Consider the following 19,359-nt stretch of genomic DNA (forward strand, 5'->3'; position numbering starts at 1 on the left):
CCGCGCCGGGCGCTAACCGTCAGACACCGGCCACCGAGGTGATCCAGGCCCGGTTGTACGCAACACTGCCGTAGTTCTGGATGCTCGACCCGTCGGCGGTGGAGGCGACGCCGACCTGCTGGCCGTTGTAGAACTGCGGGCCGCCGGAGTCACCGCGCCAGGCGTTGCCGTTGATCCGGGTGCTGCGGATCGCCTGGCCGCCGTACGCGTCGGTGACGCTGTTACTGGTCACCCGGACGCTGGCGGTCTTCAGCTGGGTGGACGCCGAGCAGCCGCTGTAGCAGGTCATGCCCCAGCCGTAGATCGAGTTCGTCGAGTTGATCGGCGGGTTGCTGCTGGCCAGGCTCACCGCCGAGGTGCTGACGGGGCTGGAGAGCCGCATGAGCGCGAGGTCGTAGCGGGTGTAGGTGGCGCTGACCGTGCGGGTGACCCCGCCGGAGGTGCGGTTCACGCTTCCGATGCGCACCGACATGGTGCCGCTGATGCAGTGCCGGGCGGTGAGCACCCACTGCGCGGCGATGACGCTGCCGGAGCAGGTGAACGAGCCGTTGCTGAGCACCGCGGCGGCCCAGGGCGCGGACGAGACGGTGCTGCCGCCGATGATGAGTGGACTGACCGGGGCGGCGGACGCTGCGGACGTGACGCCGAGGGCGCCGACCAGTGCGGTGCTGAGGACGGCGAGCAGGGGGCGGATGCGCATCGGGTGGACTCCTTGGGCGGGGCGGACCCGGGGTCGCCGGGTGCGGATGGGGCGGCAACGGGGATTCCCGTGGACGCATGAATCGACCTACATCGATGTACAGTAGGTCCCGCCGCGATCATTATCAAGGACCTGATCGAGTTTGATCAATGTAACGATTCAGCCACCCGCAGCGCCGTATATGTCCTGCTGAGGCCACCTGTAGCGCCTGACGGGCCACCCTGGGCGCCGATAGTGTTGAGCACTGCCTGAACTCCAGCCGGCCGGTGCGCCCGCGGCGATATCTGCCAGGTACGCTGGCTGCGCTCGCCCATTGTGGGTCGGCACCCAACTGCGTACACAGTCAGGAGTGCCCAGTGCCTCGCGTCGTCGTCGACGTCATGCTCAAGCCCGAGATCCTCGATCCGCAGGGCCAGGCCGTCGCAAACGCGCTGCCCCGGCTCGGCGTCAGTGACGTCGCCTCGGTTCGGATCGGCAGGCGGATCGAGATCGAGTTCACCGGTGAACCGGACCTGGACCGCGCTCGGGAAATTGCCGACAAACTGCTCGCCAACCCGGTCATCGAGGACTTCACCGTCCGCCTGGTCGAGGCCGACGAGACCGCGGATGCCCGCTCGTGACCGCCCGGGTCGGTGTGGTCACCTTCCCCGGCTCGCTCGACGACGGGGACGCGGCCCGGGCCGTCCGGATCGCTGGCGCTGAGCCGGTCCGGCTCTGGCACGGTGACCCGCAGCTGCACGGGGTCGACGCGGTCGTCCTGCCCGGCGGGTTCTCCTACGGTGACTACCTGCGGTGCGGTGCCATCGCCCGGTTCGCCCCGGTGATGGAGACGATCGTGGACGCCGCCCGGGGCGGTCTGCCGGTGCTCGGCATCTGCAACGGCTTCCAGATCCTCTGCGAGGCGCACCTGCTTCCCGGCGCGCTCACCCGCAACCAGCACCTGCACTTCCGCAACCGGGACCAGGTCCTGCGCATCGAGTCGGTCGGGACGGCGTGGACCAACGCGTTCCAGCCCGGCCAGGAGGTGCTGATTCCGGTCAAGAACGGCGAGGGCTGCTACGTCGCGGACACCGCGACGCTGGACCAGCTCGAAGGCGAGGGCCGGGTGGTCGCCCGCTACGTCGGCGGCAACCCCAACGGGTCCCAGCGCGACATCGCCGCGATCACCAACGCCGCCGGCAACGTGGTCGGCATCATGCCGCACCCCGAGCACGCGGTGGAGGCGCTCACCGGCCCTTCGCTGGACGGCCTCGGCTTCTTCACGTCGGCCCTCAAGCACCTGGTCGGGGCGCCGGCATGAGTGCGAGCAGCGGCTCCGGCGGGCACCAGCGCAGCGAGGAGAGGTCATGACCACCCATCCGGACCCGGTACGCGACACCCCGGAGGCGTACTCCGCCCCGGTGCAGCCGACCGAGCCGAGCCCGGCCCAGCCGGTCGCACCCGCGACCGCTCCCGCCCAGCCGGCCACCGCCGTCTGGGCCGAGGGCGTGGACACCGTGCCGCGCGCCGGTGGCACTCCGGGCGAGCTTCAGCCGTACACCGAGCTGGGCCTGCGTGACGACGAGTACGACCGGATCCGGCAGATCCTCGGCCGCCGGCCCACGCAGTCCGAGCTGGCCATGTACTCGATCATGTGGAGCGAGCACTGCTCCTACAAGTCGAGCAAGGTGCACCTGCGCCAGTTCGGCGAGAAGGCCCCGCAGAGCGACCGGCTGCTCGCCGGCATCGGTGAGAACGCCGGTGTCGTGCAGGTCTCCGACGAGCTGGCGGTGACCTTCAAGGTCGAGTCGCACAACCACCCGAGCTTCGTCGAGCCGTACCAGGGTGCGGCGACCGGCGTCGGCGGCATCGTCCGCGACATCCTCGCCATGGGTGCCCGCCCGGTCGCCGTGATGGACCCGCTGCGCTTCGGTGCCGCGGACCACCCGGACACCGCCCGGGTGCTCACCGGTGTGGTCGCCGGCGTCGGCGGCTACGGCAACTGCCTGGGCCTGCCCAACATCGGTGGCGAGCTGGTCTTCGACCCCTCCTACCAGGGCAACCCGCTGCTCAACGCGCTCTGCCTCGGTGTCCTGCCGGTCGACCGGCTGCAGAACAAGGCCGCCGCCGGCCCCGGCAACGTGGTCGTCCTGATGGGCGCCAAGACCGGCCGCGACGGCATCGGCGGCGTGTCCGTGCTGGCCAGCGCCACCTTCGACGAGGGCAGCGAGGCCCGCCGCCCCGCCGTGCAGGTCGGCGACCCGTTCACCGAGAAGCTGCTGATCGAGGCGTGCCTCGAGCTGTACGACGGCCAACTGGTCGTCGGCATCCAGGACCTCGGCGGGGCCGGCCTGACCTGTGCGCTCACCGAGACCGCCGCCGCTGCTGGCACCGGCATGCGGGTCTGGCTGGAGCGGGTCCCGCTGCGCGAGCCCTCCATGAACCCGCACGAGATCCTGGCCAGCGAGTCGCAGGAGCGGATGCTGCTCGTCGTCGAGCCGGACAAGCTCGACGCGGTGCTCAAGACCTGCGAGAAGTGGGGCGTCCTCGCCACTGCCATCGGTGAGGTCACCGCACCGGAGCCGGACGGCCGCCCGGGTCGATTGCTGATCACCTGGCAGGACCACCTGGTCGTCGACGTGCCGCCGGGTTCGCTCGTGGACGACGGCCCGGTCTACGCCCGCCCGATGCGGGAGCCCGCCGACCTGATCCTGCTCCAGGCCGACCGCGCCGAGACGCTGCCCCGCCCGGCCGACCCGGAGGCGCTGCGGGAGACCGTGCTGCGCATGATCGCGTCGCCGAACCTGGCCGACAAGACCTGGGTCACCGAGCAGTACGACCGCTACGTCCTGGGCAACACAGTGCTCGCCCAGCCGGAGGACGGCGGCGTGATCCGGATCGACGAGCGGACCGGTCTCGGCGTGGCGCTGTCGGTGGACGGCAACGGCCGGTACGCCCGACTGGATCCGTACAACGGCACCAAGCTGGCCCTGGCCGAGGCGTACCGGAACGTGGCGGTGACCGGCGCGAAGCCGATCGCCGTGACCAACTGCCTCAACTTCGGCTCTCCCGAGGACCCGGGCGTGATGTGGCAGTTCGCCGAGGCCGTGCGCGGTCTGGCGGACGGCTGCCTGGAGCTGGGCATCCCGGTGACCGGCGGCAACGTCAGCTTCTACAACCAGACCGGTGCAGCGGCCATCCACCCGACCCCGGTGGTCGGCGTGCTCGGTGTGCTGGACAACGTCGCCGATCGGGTGCCGATGGGCTTCGTGCCGCGCGCCGGTGGCGACCACGACCAGCTCTACCTGCTCGGCGAGACGAACGTGGAGCTGTCCGGCTCGGAGTGGGCCTGGGTGACGCACGAGCACCTCGGCGGCATCCCGCCGCAGGTCGACCTCGCGCGGGAGAAGGCGCTCGCCGAGCTGCTGGCCGAGGCGGCCCGCGTCGGTCACCTCAGCTCGGCACACGACCTCTCCGACGGTGGCCTCGCCCAGAGCCTGGTCGAGTCCTGCCTGCGGCGGGGGGTCGGTGCCCGGATCGCGGTGCCGGAGCAGTTCGCCGAGGGATCCATGCCGTTCGTCTACCTGTTCAGCGAGTCCGCCACGCGGGCGCTGGTGTCGGTGCCGCGTGGCCACGACAAGGCGTTCGCGGCGCTCTGCGCCGAGCGGGGCGTGCCGTTCGAGCTGATCGGCGTCACCGACCCGTCCGGTGGGGCGCTCGAGGTGCACGGCCAGTTCCGGATCGGCCTGGACGAGCTGCGCACCGCGCACACCGAGACGTTGCCGCGCCTCTTCGGGGGATCGGCGGCCGTCGAGGTGCCCGCGCCGGCCGCCGGTGTGGCGGGTGCGGTCGAGGCTGTTCCGCTGCCGGGCGAGCCGGCCGAGCCGGTCGACGCGGCCGAGGTGGTCTCCGAGCCGATCGCCTCCTCGGGCCCGTCCCCGGAGACCGGGGCGGTCGAGCCGATCGGATCAGAACAGCCCGCTGCGGCGTCCGAGTCTGACCCCGGTGTCACCGAGCCGTCGACCGACGAGCGCTGAGGCGTTGACGGCCGCTGTCTACGGCCAACCCGGATCCGGTGCCCGGTTCGACTGGGGGCTGACCGGGGCGGCCGAGCTCGGTCGGGTCTGCGCGGCGCTGGTGGTGGTGGACGTTCTGTCGTTCACCACCACCGTGGAGGTGGCGGTCGCCCGGGGCATGCGGGTGCACCCGTTCCCCTGGGGTGAGCAGGCCGCCGAGTACGCCGTCCGGGTCGGCGCGACCGCTGCCGTCGGGCGGCGGCAGACGACCCCGGACCATCCGTGGTCGCTCTCGCCCGCCGCGCTGAGCAGCGCACCCGTGGTGGCGGACCTCGTGCTGCCCTCGCCGAACGGCTCCGCCATCAGTGCCGCCGCCAGCGCCACCGGCCTGCCGGTGGTCGCGGCGTGCCTGCGCAACGCACGCGCCGTCGGGGGTTGGCTGCGCCGCCAGGGGTACGGCACTGTGGACGCCCCGATCGGCGTGATCGCCTCGGGGGAGCAGTGGCCGGACGGGTCGCTGCGCCCGTCGGTGGAGGACCAACTCGGTGCCGCGTCGGTGCTGGACGCCCTCTCCGGCGTACCGGGTGGGCTGTCGGTGGAGGCGGCCATGGCGCTCGCCGCGCTGGCGAGCACCCCGGATGTGCCCGCCGCCGTGCGGGGCAGCGTCTCCGGGCGGGAGTTGACCGAGACCGGCTTCGCCGCGGACGTGGAGGTTGCCGTCCGGATCGGCGTGTCGGACGTGGTGCCGGTGCTCCACCAGGGCGTCTTCTCCGCCGCCTGAGCGAGCCGGCGAGACCGGTCGCCCGCCAGCCAGGCCCGTCGCAGCAGCAGGGCGGCGCGCCAGGTCAGCGGCGGCTGCCCGCCCCGCCGGCGAGGCCGGTCGCCCGCCAGCCAGGCCTGCCGTCCGCCGACGAGGCCTGCCGTCCGCCGACGAGGCCTGCCGTCCGCCGACGTCGGCTACGCCGTGGCCCCGCCCGCACCGGTCGTCTGCTGCCGACCATGATCGACTCGCGTTTCAGGAAATCGGGGTGTCCGGGTCGGTGGGACACCCCGACTCCCTGAAACGCGAGTGGATCTACTGCTGAGCAGGGGCGCTGCAACAGCCGGCCTGGAGCAGGGTAGGTCCTGGGACGGCGGCCGCCGTCTGCCACGACGAAACGGCCACCCGGATCTCCGGGTGGCCGTTTCGCTGCGCTGTGGTGGGGTCAGTCGTCCAGCCAGTCGAGGCGGCGACCGCCGCGCTCGGTCGGCGGCGGGGTGTCCGGTCGGTTCCGCCCGGCGGGTTGGCCGTAGCCGCCCTGGTCGTAGCCACGGTCGTCGTAGCCGCCGCCGCGCTGCGCCGGAGGCTCCTGGCCGTAGCTGCCGCCCTGGTCGTACCCGCCAGCCTCCGGGCCGCCGTACCCCGCGGTCGGCTCAGCGGCGCGACCACCGTACGGGGCGGGATCGGGCTGGCCGTACGCCTGCCCCTGATCTGGCTGGTAGACGCCGGTGGCGTACGGGTCGGCCGGGGCCGGGTACTGGGTGCTGTCGCCGGTGTACCGGCCGGTCGGCTCGTCGAACCGCTCGCCGTAGGCCGCTCCGCCAGCGGGAGCCGGCGGGTAGGCGGCGGTGCCGCCCGGGGCGTCGTAGTCACGACTGCCGTAGCCGCCACCGGAGGCCGGGGCATTGCCGTAGCCGCCGCCAGAGGCGGGCGCGCCGCCGTAGCCGGCACCGGAACCGGGCGCGGCACCGTAACCGTCACCGGCCGCACCGGCGCCGTAGCCGCCCTCCGGGCCGGGAGCGCCGTAGCCGCCACCCGAAGCGGGCGCGTTGTCGTAGCCGCCGGCACCGTAACCACCGGGCGCTGGCTCGTCGCCGTAGCCGGCGCCGCCCCAGCCCTGCTGGCCCGCGCCGCCGTACGCCTGCGCGGGCGCGCCGTACGGGTCCGGCGGAACGTCGTCGACCACCGGGCGGTGCATCATCGTCGGGGCCTCGCTCAGCGCCGCGCCGCCGACCATCGTCGGGTCCGGTCCACCGCCGGGACGACCGCCGACCACCCGGGTCTGGTCGTCGGCACCGCGGAATCCACCCCGCGAGGGCGGCACCACACCGCCGCCACCGGCGGCGTCCGGAGCGTCGTCGTCGCCGTTCTCGCGGCGCTTCATCCAGAGCAGCACGATCGTGCCGACACCGGCGGCGACCAGGAGACCACCGAGCAGGATGATGAGGTACGAGCCGATGCCGCCGCTGTCCTCGGTGTTCGCGGCGTTCGCCGGAGCACCCTGGCTGGGCTCCTCGGTGGGTTCCTCCTCCTCGGTGCCCTCCTCGACCGGCTCATCGCTCGGAGTGGCCTCGGGGGTGGCGGACGGGGTGGCGCTGGGCGTCACCTCGACCCTGATCGCGAGGCTGATCCGTTGCCCGGTGACGGCCTGCCCGGCGGCGGCGTTGATGGTCTTGGTGGCCACCACGTTGTCGAAGCTGGCGCCGAGATCGATCCGGCCGGGTGCGATCGGCTTGTCGGTGGTGCCGGTGAAGCGGAAGTCGCCGCTGCCGTTGCTGGTGGTGTCGAGCTGCCGGCCGGTGCTGTCACGCAGCATGACCACCGCGTTCGCGACCGCCTTGCTGTCCGCCTGCGAGATCACCTTGCCGGAGATCGACCGCACGGTCTGGTTCTGCGGCGGCGGCGCCGCCTTGGCGACCAGCGTGACGGTGGTCGACGCCTCTTCGCTCTGCTTCACGACCCCGGTGGAGTCCGTGGCCTTGACGGTGATCGTGGCGCTGCCGTTGGCGACGTCATCGGCGGCCTTGAAGGTGGCGTCGAAGGTGCCACTCGATGTCACCCGGCCGCGAGAACATCCGTCAACACAGGTCAGCTTCGAGTTGCTCGAGCTGAAACTGATGTCGGCAGGCCCCGCGTCACCCTCGAAGGAAAGCCGGTAGCTGATCTTCGTGGTCTTGCCGGCCTCGACACTGCTCGGCGAAGCCGAAACATCTGTAACGTTGGGCGCGGCCATGGCCGGTGTGGCGGGGACGGCGAGCAGAGCGCCGGCAACCAGCGCTACGACCACACCGGCCCGCTGCTTCCAGGCACGTCGGTGTGTTGACACGTCCACCGCCTTCCGGGCTGACTTCCCTCTGACCGGCGGGGCGCCGGGCCGGGGATCATCACGGTACGAATACGCCGTCGGCAACTATGCCTTGTCCGACTGCATGAGCGCGACCCAGGGCCAGCGTCGCGTCTCTGGCCCGCGGGTCGTATCGTCCCGTCGTGTCCTCTCCGCACAGTAAGTCCGCTGCCGTTACGGCCGCGTTGTCGGCGCTCGACGAGGGGCGTACACCCGAACGGCCGGTGTTCCGCGAGGCGGTCCGGTCGTTGTTGGCCGTCCTCGCGGAGCGCGCCCCCGGCCGATCGGTGGAGGTGCGCGTACCACCATACGGGGCGATCCAGTGCGTCCCGGGGCCTCGACACACCAGAGGAAACCCACCAAACGTGGTCGAGATGGCCCCGAACACCTGGTTGGAGCTGGCGACCGGCAGGGTTGGCTGGGCGGAGGCGGTCACCGACGGTCGCGTGCAGATGAGCGGCAACCGCGCGGACCTGTCGGCGTATCTGCCCCTCTAGTCGTGCGGATGTCCCACTCAGCGTGACGCTCAGCAGGGAAATCGTGACTATCTGTACTGACTGCGATTCGCGTACACTGTCAGGCGACGACAGTGGTCCCGGCAGAGGAGTGTGGATCCGCCCGTGATCCCCGCCCGGCCCGGTCCAGACCCAGCATGAGGGAGCGGTAGGTGCCCCGAGGCGACGGCCGGCTGAGCCACGACCTTGATCCCCAACGACCTGGCCCCCAGGATGCCTGCGGCGTCTTCGGCGTCTGGGCCCCCGGCGAAGAGGTCGCCAATCTGACCTATTTCGGCCTCTACGCCCTGCAGCACCGCGGCCAGGAGGCGGCGGGCATCGCGGTGAGCGACGGTTCCGGCGTGGTGGTCTACAAGGACCTCGGCCTGGTGGCGCAGGTCTTCGACGAGCCCACCCTGGCGAGCCTGCGCGGTCACCTGGCGATCGGGCACGCGCGATACTCCACCACCGGCGCGTCGAACTGGGAGAACGCCCAGCCGACGATCCGGTCGACCACCTCCGGGACGACCGTCGCCCTGGCCCACAACGGCAACCTGGTCAACACCGCCGAGCTGGAGAAGGAGGTCGCCGAGCGCGGCCTCGTCGCGGACGGTTCGACGAACGACACCTCCCTCGTGACGATGCTGCTCGCCAGCCGACCGGATCTGTCGGTCGAGGCGGCGGCCATGGAGGTGCTGCCGCAGCTGCGCGGCGCGTTCAGCTTCGTCTTCATGGACGAGTCGACCCTCTACGCGGCCCGCGACGCCCACGGTGTCCGCCCGCTGGTGCTCGGCCGCCTGGAGCGCGGCTGGGTGGTCGCCAGCGAGACGGCCGCGCTGGACATCGTCGGTGCCAGCGTGGTGCGCGAGGTCGAGCCGGGCGAGCTGATCGCGATCGACGAGAACGGCCTGCGCTCGACGCGGTTCGCCGCGCCGGAGCCGAAGGGCTGCCTCTTCGAGTACGTCTACATCGCCCGCCCGGACGCCACGATCGCCGGGCGCAACATCCACGCGGCGCGGGTGCAGATCGGCCGGCAGCTCGCCAAGGAGCACCCGGTCGAGGCTGACCTGGTGATCCCGGTGCCCGAGTCGGGCACTCCCGCCGCGATCGGTTACGCGGAGGCGTCCGGCATCACCTACGGTGCCGGCCTGATGAAGAACCCGTACGTGGGTCGTACCTTCATCCAGCCGTCGCAGACCCTGCGTCAGCTCGGCATCCGGCTCAAGCTCAACCCCTTGCGGGAGAACGTCCGCGGCAAGCGCCTGGTGGTCGTGGACGACTCGATCGTGCGCGGCAACACCCAGCGCGCCATCGTGCGGATGCTGCGTGAGGCGGGTGCGCTGGAGGTGCACGTCCGGATCTCCTCCCCACCGGTGAGCTGGCCGTGCTTTTACGGCATCGACTTCGCCACCCGGGCGGAGCTGCTGGCCAACGGGTTGGACAACGACGGCATCCGGCGCTCCATCGGCGCCGACACGCTGGGCTTCGTTTCCCTTCCTGGCCTGATCGCCGCGACCGAGCAGCCGAAGACCCGGTTGTGTCGGGCGTGTTTCGATGGGGAGTACCCGATCGAGCTGCCGGCCGGCAACCTGATCGGAAAGCACGTGCTCGAAGGGGTGGGCCGACGCGTCGCCAACTCGACGCCGGAGGCCCTGCCCACCAACGGCTCGTCCGTCGCCACTCCGGGTGGCGTTACCGCAAACCGCCCGTAGCACCAACCGGCGCGGCCCGGCTACCGCCGGCGGCACCGAGAACCAAAGGGGAGAACCGTGACGCACGTGTCCGAGCGCAGCGGCGCAGGAAGCAGCCCGACCGGCGCCGGCGGCGACCGCCAGCCGTGGACGGGCGGCGCAGGCCGCCAAGCGCGCAAACGCTCGGTCTCGTACGCCGACGCCGGCGTCTCCATCGACGCGGGTGACCGCGCGGTGGAGCTGCTCAAGTCGAAGGTCCGGCAGACCCGTCGCCCCGAGGTGCTCGGTGACCTCGGTGGCTTCGCCGGCCTGTTCCGGCTGGACACGAAGAAGTACAAGAGCCCGATCCTGGCGTCCTCCACCGACGGGGTGGGCACCAAGCTGGTGATCGCCCAGCAGATGGACATTCACGACACGGTCGGCATCGACCTGGTCGCGATGGTCGTCGACGACCTGGTGGCCTGCGGCGCCGAGCCGCTGTTCCTGCTCGACTACATCGCCACCGGCGAGGTCGTTCCGGACAAGGTCGCCGAGATCGGCGCGGGCATCGCGGACGGCTGCCGTTACGCCGGCTGCGCGCTGCTGGGCGGGGAGACCGCCGAGCACCCCGGCGTCCTGCGCCCGGACGAGTACGACATCTCCGCGACCGGTGTGGGTGTGGTCGAGGAAGCCGACATCCTCAGCCCCGAGCGGGTCGAGGTGGGCGACGTGGTGATCGCCATGCGCTCCTCCGGCCTGCACTCCAACGGATACTCGCTGGTCCGGCACGTGCTGCTCGGCGCGGCCCGGATGCGTCTGGACATCGTGATCGACGACTTCGGTCGGCAGCGGACCCTCGGTGAGGAGCTGCTCACCCCGACCAAGATCTACGCCAAGGACTGCCTCAAGCTGATCGCCGAGGCCGAGGTGCGGGCGCTGTCCCACATCACCGGTGGCGGCATCCCCGGCAACCTGGTCCGGGTGCTGCCCGAGAACGTCGACGCGGTGGTCAACCGGTCCACCTGGAAGCCGCAGCCGATCTTCGATCTGATCCAGACGAAGGGCCGGATCGACGACCAGGACATGGAGTCGACCTTCAACATGGGCGTCGGCATGTTCGCGATCGTGTCGGCCGAGGACGCCGACCGCGCGCTGGCCACTCTGACCGGCCGTGGCGTCGAGGCGTGGCAGGCCGGCGAGATCATCGAGGGCACCGGCAACGTGCAGATGGTGGGTCAGCACACCCGAGGATGATCACCCTCCGGTGATCGTACGGGCACCTGATCAGGGCTTCACCCGAGTGGCCAATGCCGCCTAGCCTGAAGGGCACCCTCAGGCTAGGCGGAGGAGGGCGATGGCTGCTCGGGGACAGTCGTTCAGCGGGATGCGCGGTCTGGCCGCCGTCCCGTCGTACGTCGTGATGCAGCCCACGACCCTCTGCAACCTCGACTGCGCGTACTGCTACCTGCCGTTTCGGGCGGCCGACCGCCGGATGCCGGTGGCGGTGGCCGAGGCGGTAGCGGCAGCGGTCAACCCGTGGGCGGCGACCGGTCGCTTCTCGGTGGTGTGGCATGGCGGCGAGCCACTGGCCGCCGGTCGGGAGCACCTGGCCGATCTGATCGCGCCGTTCGGGCCCGAGGTCGAGCACCATGTGCAGACCAACGCCACCCTCATCGACGACGACTGGTGTGACTTCTTCGTCCGGCACGAGATGCGGGTGAGCGTGAGCGTCGATGGGCCCCGGGCGCGCAACGGCGACCGGGTCAACCGGGGCGGTCAGCCGGCGTACGACCGGATCCTGCAGGGCATCGCGGCGCTGCGCCGGCGCGGTCTGCCCTTCTCCGCGCTGGCGGTGGTGTCCCGCCCGGAGCCGGGGCTCGCCACCGAGCTGTACGACTACTTCCTTGAGTTGGGCTGCGACGTGCTGGGCATCAACATCGAGGAGACCGAGGGTGTCAACACCCGCGACAACCGCCACGACCCGTTGGCGGTGTCGGCGTTCTGGGCGGAGCTGGTCGGGGCGTGGCGCCGGGAGCCCCGGATCCACCTCCGCGAGATCGAGTGGTCGTTGCGCTACGCCGCGGCGGTGCTCGGCAACTCGGCGGACGGGCTGCTGCCCCGGCAACTGGACCCGATCCCGACGATCGGTCACGACGGCTCGGTGATCGTGCTGTCGCCCGAGCTGGCCGGCTTCACCGATCCCCGTTACGGCGACTTCAGCAGCGGCAACGTGCTGACGACCCCGTTGGCGCAGATCCTCGGCGACGCGGCGGCAACGCCGTGGGTGAGGGAGTTCCTGGCCGGGGTGGAGGCGTGTCGGACGTCCTGCCCGTACTTCGGTTTCTGCGGTGGTGGTCACGCCGCCAACCGCTACTTCGAGCTGGGGCGTTTCGACGGTACGGAGACCGAGCACTGCCGCAACAGCAAGATCCGCCTATTGGAGGGAGTGTTGGAGCATGCCCGAGATCACCAGGCACCGGCGGCCTGAGCACGAAGCGGACGACGGAGTGACCAAACGGGTGCGGGACGCGGGTCCCGCGCTGGTCGCGCTGCTCCAGGAGGCCGAGGACGCACGGCGGCTACGCGCGGAGGTGTCGGGCGGAGACGGCTCCAGCGCGGTCTGCGCATGGAACCACTTCGAGAACATCCCGACGTTCTACAACTGGAACAACCGCCCGCGCTGAGGGGAGCCGTTGTCAGGGGCCTGTCGAGCGGCCGGATGGCTCCGGTCGGGCCAGGCCCCTGATCGTCGGCGACTGCACCTGCACAGGACGTGCGTGAGCACGCGGGGGTTACCGCGTGCTCAGCTGCGTCGAGAGGTCAGCGGGTCGGACGGACCCAGGGATCCGGATCGTCGTCCGCGTGATCCTCATCATCGTCGTCGACGAACTCTTTAGAGTCGTCGTCGAAGTGGTGCTCAGACTTACCAGCACCCGCCAGTTCGCGCTGCAAGGCGGTGAGGTCGGTGTTCGGGGAGTGGTACTTCAACTCCCGCGCCACCTTAGTCTGCTTGGCCTTAGCACGGCCGCGCCCCATGGCTCGACCCCCTCGCACAGAATGCGGGGCAGCCCGAAGGCGGGCCCCGATGACGTCAGGCATCTCTCGTGGCTCTTACGGTACATGGGGATGCCAACGTTCGGCACCTCGGGTTACCGTCAGCCGGCTCTGCGCGTCGCGTCGATCCGGCCGTCACCCAGTGTACCGGGTAAGGAGCGGAACGGTTAGCGCCCGTGACACCGGACAAACCGCATCAAACTTGACCCGGGCTCAGCTTACCCAGCCATGCCGGCAGCCGCGGCCCGGAGGCGGATCTCGTCGATCCGCCTCCGGGAAGGCTCAGCGCAGGTGGATGGCGCGCAGCCGGCCGACGTCCGCCATCCGCCGCTCGGCCAGCCGGTCGGCGGCCACCGCCGGCGGCACGCCCTCCGCGTCAGCCAGGTGCAGGATCTCGCGGGTGGTGTCGTAGATCCGGGTCGCCCGCAGCTTCGCCCGCTCGAAGTTGAAGCCCTCGATCTCGTCGGCCACCTGGATGACGCCGCCCGCGTTGACCACGTAGTCCGGGGTGTAGAGGATGCCCCTGTCGGCCAGCAGCTTCTCGATGCCCGGGTGAGCGAGTTGGTTGTTCGCCGCTCCGGTCACCACCTTGGCGCGCAACGCCGGCACGGTGTCGTCGTTCAGGGCGCCGCCCAGCGCGCACGGTGCGTACACGTCGAGATCCGCGGCGACCAGCGCGCTGGAGTCGTCGACGAGGGTGACCTGCGGGTGGTTGGTGCGCACCCACGTCAGCGCCTTCGGGTTGACGTCGGTGGCGACCACCTCGGCGCCGTCCTCCAGCAGGTGCCCGGTGAGGTACTTGCCGACCTTGCCCAGGCCGGCCACGCCGACCCGCCGGCCGCGCAGGCTCGGGGTGCCCCACACGTGCTCGGCCGCGGCGCGCATCCCCTGGAAGACACCCCAGGCGGTGAGGATCGACGAGTCGCCGGCCCCGCCGTGCTCCACGCTGCGCCCGGTCACGTACCGGGTCTCGCGGGCCACGACGTCCATGTCCGCCACGTAGGTGCCGACGTCGCAGGCGGTGTAGTAGCGGCCACCCAGCGACTCCACGAAGCGGCCGTACGCACGCAGCAGCGCCTCGCTCTTGATCTGCTCCGGGTCGCCCCAGATGACCGCCTTGCCGCCGCCCAGGTCCAGCCCGGCGAGCGCGTTCTTGTACGCCATCCCACGGGACAGGTCCAGCACGTCGGCGAGGGCCTCGTCCTCGCTCGCGTACGGGTAGAAGCGGGTGCCGCCGAGCGCCGGGCCCAGCGCGGTGGAGTAGATCCCGATGATCGCCTTCAGGCCGCTCTGCTTGTCCTGGCAGAACACGACCTGTTCGTGACCTGTCGATCCCGGGTCGTCGGTGCTGGCGAATACGCCCATGGTTGGCTCCTACTGTGGTGTGCGTCCTTGTGGGGCGCGGACCTGGTGGACCCCGGCGGGGATGCTGCCGGTGTGATCGAGCCTAGTATCGGCCGCCGCGCGGGCGCTCGACACGCCTGCGCCGTCCCACGGTGCGGCGCGCGTGCTCCGGCCGCTGACCGCGTACGGGCGTGGTTCGTGGGAGGATCGCGCGGTGCCGTCGCTCTTCGCTTCTTACCTGCGCGTGTACGAACCGTTGGCCGCCTTCGATCGAGACCGGCAGAGCTACTGGCGCCGGTACGTCTCGGAGGGGCGCGCGATCGGCCCGGTCGAAGGGCCCGGTCGGCAGCGGACGGCGGTGATCGAGGCGCTGGGCGCCGGCTGGACCCGGCTGCCCGACCTGCCGGAGGAGGCGTACGTCCTGGAGACGGACGACAGCCTGCTGGTCTGCCCGTGGAACTTGCGCATCCGGGTCGCTGAGGCCGCGCTCAGCGCCCGGGACGGGGTGCCCTCGGTGCTCGCCGACGCCTTCGTGCCGCCGGTGCTCGCGGGGCAGGCCAGGGCGGTGGTGGATGACTGGCGCAGTGGCGCCCGGGTGCTGGAGCACGGGGTGCCCCGGGTGCACGAGCAGATCGCCACCTGGGGCGTACCGCTGCGGTGGTTCGTGCTCTTCGACCCGACGGAGCGGGACCTGGTCACCCAGCCGGGCCGGCGGGCGCTGCGCTACCGCACCGAGATCTCCAAGGCCCGACGCCGTTCGTCCCGGGCGTTGTCGGTGCTGCGCAAGTCGGTGGGCGAGGCGCCGATCACCGAGGCGGTGGAGGAGGCGGCCCGCTGGCTGGAGGAGTTCCACCCACGGTCCATGGTCGAGTTGGACTACGGGGGTCTGGTCGACCTGCTCTCCGACGAGACCCTGGCCGCTGACGACTCGCCCGAGCTGGTCGCCGGCGGCCTCGCCGGGCTGTCGCGCGGCGAGGCCGAGGAGGCGTCCGCCGCGTACGACAAGTTGGTGGCACGGTGGCGCGCGGTGCAGCTGCTGGAGCGGTGCAACTAGGGCATATCACCCTAGGAGCGCTCCCAAGGTGAGTTGCGCTCGTAGTTGACGCATCACGAACCGTGATCATGAGTCCCAATAAGGTACTTTCTGCCGTGTAAAAGTCGTAAAAATCGGGCATGGTTCATCCGTCCGTCTAGGGACCTTCATCCGTTCGGCCCATGTCGGACATCGGGGACTAGCCGGACCATGGGAGACGCGTCGGCCGGCGGGACCCCGGCCGATGTCTATACATGTGGAGGAGTGACCGATGGCATCGCGAACGCACGAACCAGAGCCGCTACTCACGCCGGCCGAGGTGGCGTCGATGTTCCGGGTCGACCCGAAGACGGTGACCCGTTGGGCCAAGGCTGGCAAGCTCAGTGCCATCCGCACCCTGGGTGGCCACCGTCGGTACCGCGAGTCGGAGGTCAGGGCGCTGCTGCAGGGCCAGATCCCGCAGCAGCGGCAGGGCGACTGAGCCGGCAACAGTTTTTGGTCAGGGGCGGTGGATCTCGATCCGCCGCCCCTTTCCATGCCCGCCGAGCACGACGCCGGCAGCGGATCAGCGCCGCGGCTCGGCCAACGTCACCCGGATGCCGACCGTGCCGCCCTCGCCGCGGCGCAACCGGCTGCCCAACAGGCTCAGCCGACCGATCAGGCGGTACTTGTGCTTGAGCAGGTCGCGGACCCGACCGGTGTCACCACCCCCGTAGATCGTCGCGTGAGCTGACACCTCCGCCCCGTGTGGCCGACCGCGCACGTCGCACGGCGCCACCGTCACGTCGCCGTTGCGGCGGATCCGCTTCACCTTCCCCGAGTCGGCCCGGGTCCAGACCGCCAACGCGTCACCGTCGCGTACCGCCCAGACCGGGGTCGGCACCGCCCGACCGTCCTTACGGAAGGTCGTGAGCAGGATGTACTTCTCGGCCGACAGCCGGTCCAGCATGGTCACGCCGCCAGGATACGACCGGCGCGGGCCGCTGAGTGGCCAGATAGCGTGAACGTCGTGACGGTTGAGCCTCTAATCGGTGACGTGATCGGCGAACTGCTGCAGGACACGCTCGCCGTGGCCACCGGAGTGGGCCCCCGACCCCTGGTCGGTGGCCGGCTACCGCGACCGGTCATCGAGATCATCGAACGGGACGACGGGCTGATCAACGGCGCTCCGGCCGCGCACTACCTGGACGGGCCGGCGCAGTGGCAGCCGTACGACCACCGCGCGGTGGACCGGGCGCACGGCGAGATGCTGGACATCGGCACCGGAGCCGGCCGCATCGCGCTGCACCTCCAGGAGCGCGGCGTACCGGTCACCGGGCTAGACACCTCCGCCGGCGCGCTGGAGGTGTGCCGGCGGCGCGGGGTCCGGCGGCTGGTGCACGGCACCGTCGAGACGCACGTCGCCGACGGCGCCCGGTACGACACGTTCCTGCTGCTCGGTAACAACCTCGGACTGTTCGAGGGGCGGGAGCGCGCCCCCGGGTTCCTGGCCGCGCTCGCCGCGCTGGCCCGACCCGGGGCACAGATCATCGCGCAGGGCACCGACCCGTACGGCACCCGCGACCCGGTGCACACCGGCTACCACGAGCGCAACCGTCGGCGCGGCCGGCTCGGTGGCCAACTGCGGCTGCGGCTGCGCTACCGCGAGTTGAGCACCGAATGGTTCGACTACCTGGTCTGCTCGGCGGACGAGTTCGCCGCCCTGGTGCACGGCACCGGCTGGCGGTTGACCGATGTGGACGACCGCGACGCCCCCTACTACCTGGCCACCCTGCGCCTCGTCGGCTGAGCGACGGCCCCCGCGTTCCGCGGCGCGGAGGCGGGGGCCGTCGTACGTCTCAGACCTGGACGGTCGGGGGGAGCTGCTCGGGCGGCAGACCGCCGTCGCCGTCGACCACCTCGTCCGGCTGGCCGTCCTCGTCGATGTCGACCATGGTGATGTCCACCTTGCCGTCGCCGTCGGTGTCGAACTGGAACAGGTCGGCCTTGCCGTCGCCGTCGGTGTCCACCACCCACACGTCGGTCTGACCGTCGTTGTTGGTGTCGGCGCGCAACAGTTCGACCCGCTCGTCGCCTCGGGTCTCCACGATCTCCCCCTCGGTGACGCTCTCCGGTGCCTGGCTCATCTCGATGCGGTCCTTCCCTCGGTTGACGGGCCGTCAGTACCCGATCCGGCGCTCCCCCACGCATGGGCCGGGTCGTCGCGCTGTCTACTGTCGCAGCATGAGCGAGCGGAGCGGGCGGGACACCCGGGCCGGCGTGGCGGCGACCCCGCGCGTCGGCGGGCGGGGCAGGGAGGCGTGATGAGCGATCGTTTCGTGGTCGTCGGGGCCGGCACCATGGGGCTCGGAATCGCGTACGTGGCGGCCGGCGCCGGACACGCCGTCGAGGTGGTCGAGGTGGACCCCGAGCGGGGCGCGGCCGCGCAGAACCGGCTCGCCGAGCTGTGGGAGCGGGCGGTGCAGCGCGGGAAGCTGAGCGCCGACGAGGCCGCCGCGAACCGACAGCGGGTGACGCTGCGCCCCACCCTCGCCGAGGTGGCACCCGCCCCCCAGGTGATCGTGGAGGCGGTGCCGGAGCGCCTCGATCTGAAGCGGGCGGTGCTGCGGGATGCCGCCGCGCTGCGCCCGGAGCTGCTGGGGAGCAACACCTCCAGCATCGCCATCGGCGCGCTGGCCGCCGGGCTGGACGCGCCCGAGCGCTTCCTCGGCCTGCACTTCTTCAACCCGGTCTGGGCGATGACGCTGCTGGAGATCGTGGTCGGCCCGGCCACCGCCGAGGAGACCACCGCCGCGGCCGTCGCGCTCGCCGGCCGGCTGGGCAAGGACCCCGTCGTCGTACGCGACCTGCCCGGCTTCGCCACCTCCCGGCTCGGGGTCACCCTCGGCCTGGAGGCGATCCGGATGGTCGCCGACGAGGTGGCCAGCCCGGCGGACATCGACAAGGCCATGGTGCTCGGCTACCGGCATCCGATCGGGCCGTTGGAGCTCACCGACCTGGTCGGCCTGGACGTGCGGCTGGACATCGCCCGCACCCTCCAGACCGCGTACGGGGACCGGTTCGCGCCGCCGCCGCTGCTGGAGGAGATGGTGGCCGCCGGGCGGCTGGGTAAGAAGTCAGGGCACGGCTTCTACCGCTGGGAAGGCGGTGTCAAACAGTGAGCGGGCTGCGGATCGAGGAGCGGCCGGACCGGCTGATGGTCACCCTGGACCGGCCGGAGAAGCGCAACGCCATCGACGCCGACCTGATCGCCGAGCTGCACCAGGTCTGCGCCGAGCTGGAAGCCCGTCCGCGTCTGCTGCTGCTCACCGGTGGCACGGCGGGCATCTTCGCCGGTGGCGCCGACATCGGCCAGCTCCGCGAGAGGGGTCGCACCGACGCCCTCGCCGCGATCAACTCGGCCGCCTTCGCCCGCATCCGGGCGCTGCCGATGCCGACGGTGGCGGCCGTCGACGGCCCGGCGTTGGGCGGTGGCGCGGAGCTGGCGTACGCCTGCGATCTGCGGGTGTGCACGGGCCGGGCGGTCTTCGGGCAGCCGGAGGTGCGGTTGGGCATCCTGGCCGGCGCCGGCGCGACCCACCGGCTGCCCGCGTTGATCGGCGAGGGTCGGGCCAAGGAGCTGCTCTTCACCGGCCGGCGGGTGGACGCCGAGGAGGCGCTGCGGATCGGCCTGGTGAACCGGGTGGTGGACGAGCCCGACGAGCTGCTGCCGGTGGCGCACGCGGTGCTGGACGAGATCGCCCTGGGTTCACCGTTGGCCGTGCGGCTGACCAAGCTGGCGGTGGACGCGCCGGCCGCCGCGCACCCGCACCTCGACCTGGTCAGCCAGGCGGTGCTCTTCGAGGACGAGGAGAAGCACCGCCGGATGACCGAGTTCCTGCAGCGCCGCCGGCCGCGCTGACCCCGTACCCGAAAACGGCCGCACCGGCGAGAAGCCGGTGCGGCCGTCGTGGGCCTCGGATCCT

General features: G+C 71.5%; 20 protein-coding genes. 14 read left to right on the forward strand and 6 right to left on the reverse strand.

Annotation, left to right across the window (positions count from 1 at the left end; translation table 11 throughout):
* Positions 1 to 19: 19 nt before the first annotated feature.
* Positions 20 to 700, reverse strand: coding sequence for a S1 family peptidase (locus tag IF22_RS0114520; protein WP_030332192.1), 681 nt, complete (start codon positions 698 to 700; stop codon positions 20 to 22).
* 356 nt (positions 701 to 1,056) lie between these two features.
* Here IF22_RS0114520 and purS point away from each other — a divergent pair, with 356 nt between their 5' ends.
* From purS to IF22_RS0114540, 4 genes are read left to right on the forward strand one after another with little or no spacing between them, the layout of a single operon-like run.
* On the forward strand, positions 1,057 to 1,320 hold the full coding sequence (gene purS, locus IF22_RS0114525) for a phosphoribosylformylglycinamidine synthase subunit PurS (protein ID WP_030332194.1): 264 nt from the start codon (positions 1,057 to 1,059) through the stop codon (positions 1,318 to 1,320).
* Entirely contained in the window at positions 1,317 to 2,000 is a 684-nt protein-coding gene (purQ, locus tag IF22_RS0114530; RefSeq protein ID WP_030332195.1) for a phosphoribosylformylglycinamidine synthase subunit PurQ, read from the forward strand. Before purS ends, purQ begins: the two co-directional genes overlap by 4 nt.
* Before the next feature lie 46 nt (positions 2,001 to 2,046).
* Entirely contained in the window at positions 2,047 to 4,716 is a 2,670-nt protein-coding gene (gene purL / locus IF22_RS0114535) for a phosphoribosylformylglycinamidine synthase subunit PurL (protein WP_030332197.1), read from the forward strand.
* Between the two features lie 4 nt (positions 4,717 to 4,720).
* Entirely contained in the window at positions 4,721 to 5,476 is a 756-nt protein-coding gene (locus tag IF22_RS0114540) for a 2-phosphosulfolactate phosphatase (RefSeq protein WP_030332199.1), read from the forward strand.
* A 424-nt stretch (positions 5,477 to 5,900) separates the two neighbouring features.
* Here IF22_RS0114540 and IF22_RS0114545 read toward each other — a convergent pair whose 3' ends face one another.
* Positions 5,901 to 7,787, reverse strand: coding sequence for a carboxypeptidase-like regulatory domain-containing protein (locus IF22_RS0114545; RefSeq protein WP_030332200.1), 1,887 nt, complete (start codon positions 7,785 to 7,787; stop codon positions 5,901 to 5,903).
* 155 nt (positions 7,788 to 7,942) lie between these two features.
* On the opposite strand from IF22_RS0114545, the gene IF22_RS0114550 reads away from it, so the two are divergent.
* The 5 genes from IF22_RS0114550 (at position 7,943) to amcA (ending at position 12,647) form a co-directional block, all read left to right on the forward strand.
* The gene (locus IF22_RS0114550) at positions 7,943 to 8,296 is read left to right on the forward strand and encodes a sterol carrier family protein (protein WP_030332202.1); all 354 of its coding nucleotides are present in this window, start codon (positions 7,943 to 7,945) and stop codon (positions 8,294 to 8,296) included.
* 170 nt (positions 8,297 to 8,466) lie between these two features.
* Complete coding sequence (gene purF / locus IF22_RS0114555; protein WP_030332203.1) at positions 8,467 to 10,005, forward strand: amidophosphoribosyltransferase; 1,539 nt, start codon at positions 8,467 to 8,469, stop codon at positions 10,003 to 10,005.
* A gap of 57 nt (positions 10,006 to 10,062) precedes the next feature.
* The gene (purM, locus tag IF22_RS0114560; RefSeq protein WP_030332204.1) at positions 10,063 to 11,217 is read left to right on the forward strand and encodes a phosphoribosylformylglycinamidine cyclo-ligase; all 1,155 of its coding nucleotides are present in this window, start codon (positions 10,063 to 10,065) and stop codon (positions 11,215 to 11,217) included.
* Between the two features lie 130 nt (positions 11,218 to 11,347).
* Positions 11,348 to 12,451 (forward strand): cyclophane-forming radical SAM peptide maturase AmcB, encoded by a 1,104-nt coding sequence (gene amcB, locus IF22_RS0114565; RefSeq protein WP_342446906.1) that lies wholly within the window; start codon positions 11,348 to 11,350, stop codon positions 12,449 to 12,451.
* A complete protein-coding gene (gene amcA / locus IF22_RS0114570; RefSeq protein ID WP_030332206.1) occupies positions 12,420 to 12,647 on the forward strand; it encodes a multiple cyclophane-containing RiPP AmcA in 228 nt (75 codons plus the stop codon). The genes amcB and amcA overlap by 32 nt, the downstream gene beginning before the upstream one ends.
* Before the next feature lie 136 nt (positions 12,648 to 12,783).
* On the opposite strand, the gene IF22_RS0114575 is transcribed toward amcA, so the two are convergent.
* Both IF22_RS0114575 and IF22_RS0114580 read right to left on the reverse strand, forming a co-directional pair.
* The gene (locus IF22_RS0114575) at positions 12,784 to 12,999 is read right to left on the reverse strand and encodes a DUF3073 domain-containing protein (protein ID WP_030332207.1); all 216 of its coding nucleotides are present in this window, start codon (positions 12,997 to 12,999) and stop codon (positions 12,784 to 12,786) included.
* 300 nt (positions 13,000 to 13,299) lie between these two features.
* Complete coding sequence (locus IF22_RS0114580) at positions 13,300 to 14,382, reverse strand: Leu/Phe/Val dehydrogenase (protein ID WP_030332208.1); 1,083 nt, start codon at positions 14,380 to 14,382, stop codon at positions 13,300 to 13,302.
* A gap of 193 nt (positions 14,383 to 14,575) precedes the next feature.
* On the opposite strand from IF22_RS0114580, the gene IF22_RS0114585 reads away from it, so the two are divergent.
* Entirely contained in the window at positions 14,576 to 15,415 is an 840-nt protein-coding gene (locus tag IF22_RS0114585) for a DUF8083 family protein (protein ID WP_030332210.1), read from the forward strand.
* 250 nt (positions 15,416 to 15,665) lie between these two features.
* Positions 15,666 to 15,875 (forward strand): BldC family transcriptional regulator, encoded by a 210-nt coding sequence (locus IF22_RS0114590; RefSeq protein WP_007073996.1) that lies wholly within the window; start codon positions 15,666 to 15,668, stop codon positions 15,873 to 15,875.
* 84 nt (positions 15,876 to 15,959) lie between these two features.
* Here the strand turns inward: IF22_RS0114590 and IF22_RS0114595 are convergent, their stop codons facing one another.
* Positions 15,960 to 16,349, reverse strand: coding sequence for a PPOX class F420-dependent oxidoreductase (locus IF22_RS0114595; protein WP_030332212.1), 390 nt, complete (start codon positions 16,347 to 16,349; stop codon positions 15,960 to 15,962).
* A 54-nt stretch (positions 16,350 to 16,403) separates the two neighbouring features.
* Between IF22_RS0114595 and IF22_RS0114600 the strand changes: the two genes are divergently transcribed.
* Positions 16,404 to 17,183: a class I SAM-dependent methyltransferase gene (locus IF22_RS0114600; protein ID WP_030332213.1), complete on the forward strand. Its 780-nt coding sequence runs from the start codon at positions 16,404 to 16,406 to the stop codon at positions 17,181 to 17,183.
* Between the two features lie 49 nt (positions 17,184 to 17,232).
* On the opposite strand, the gene IF22_RS0114605 is transcribed toward IF22_RS0114600, so the two are convergent.
* Positions 17,233 to 17,520 (reverse strand): hypothetical protein, encoded by a 288-nt coding sequence (locus tag IF22_RS0114605; protein ID WP_030332216.1) that lies wholly within the window; start codon positions 17,518 to 17,520, stop codon positions 17,233 to 17,235.
* 177 nt (positions 17,521 to 17,697) lie between these two features.
* Between IF22_RS0114605 and IF22_RS0114610 the strand changes: the two genes are divergently transcribed.
* Positions 17,698 to 18,555 carry a 3-hydroxyacyl-CoA dehydrogenase family protein gene (locus IF22_RS0114610; RefSeq protein ID WP_030332217.1) on the forward strand — a complete coding sequence of 286 codons (858 nt, stop codon included), beginning with the start codon at positions 17,698 to 17,700 and terminating at the stop codon, positions 18,553 to 18,555.
* On the forward strand, positions 18,552 to 19,295 hold the full coding sequence (locus IF22_RS0114615) for an enoyl-CoA hydratase/isomerase family protein (RefSeq protein WP_030332219.1): 744 nt from the start codon (positions 18,552 to 18,554) through the stop codon (positions 19,293 to 19,295). The genes IF22_RS0114610 and IF22_RS0114615 overlap by 4 nt, the downstream gene beginning before the upstream one ends.
* Positions 19,296 to 19,359: the final 64 nt, after the last annotated feature.

Source organism: Micromonospora parva, assembly GCF_000718515.1.
Taxonomy (GTDB): domain Bacteria; phylum Actinomycetota; class Actinomycetes; order Mycobacteriales; family Micromonosporaceae; genus Micromonospora; species Micromonospora parva.

What these genes read in the sequence shown, in the direction of transcription:
- IF22_RS0114605 (WP_030332216.1), bottom strand. Translation starts at nt 17,520, where the DNA reads ATGAGCCAGGCACCGGAGAGCGTCACCGAGGGGGAGATCGTGGAGACC.
- IF22_RS0114520 (WP_030332192.1), bottom strand. Translation starts at nt 700, where the DNA reads ATGCGCATCCGCCCCCTGCTCGCCGTCCTCAGCACCGCACTGGTCGGC.
- IF22_RS0114610 (WP_030332217.1), top strand. Translation starts at nt 17,698, where the DNA reads ATGAGCGATCGTTTCGTGGTCGTCGGGGCCGGCACCATGGGGCTCGGA.
- IF22_RS0114580 (WP_030332208.1), bottom strand. Translation starts at nt 14,382, where the DNA reads ATGGGCGTATTCGCCAGCACCGACGACCCGGGATCGACAGGTCACGAA.
- purL (WP_030332197.1), top strand. Translation starts at nt 2,047, where the DNA reads ATGACCACCCATCCGGACCCGGTACGCGACACCCCGGAGGCGTACTCC.
- IF22_RS0114590 (WP_007073996.1), top strand. Translation starts at nt 15,666, where the DNA reads ATGGCATCGCGAACGCACGAACCAGAGCCGCTACTCACGCCGGCCGAG.
- amcB (WP_342446906.1), top strand. Translation starts at nt 11,348, where the DNA reads ATGCGCGGTCTGGCCGCCGTCCCGTCGTACGTCGTGATGCAGCCCACG.
- amcA (WP_030332206.1), top strand. Translation starts at nt 12,420, where the DNA reads ATGCCCGAGATCACCAGGCACCGGCGGCCTGAGCACGAAGCGGACGAC.
- IF22_RS0114575 (WP_030332207.1), bottom strand. Translation starts at nt 12,999, where the DNA reads ATGGGGCGCGGCCGTGCTAAGGCCAAGCAGACTAAGGTGGCGCGGGAG.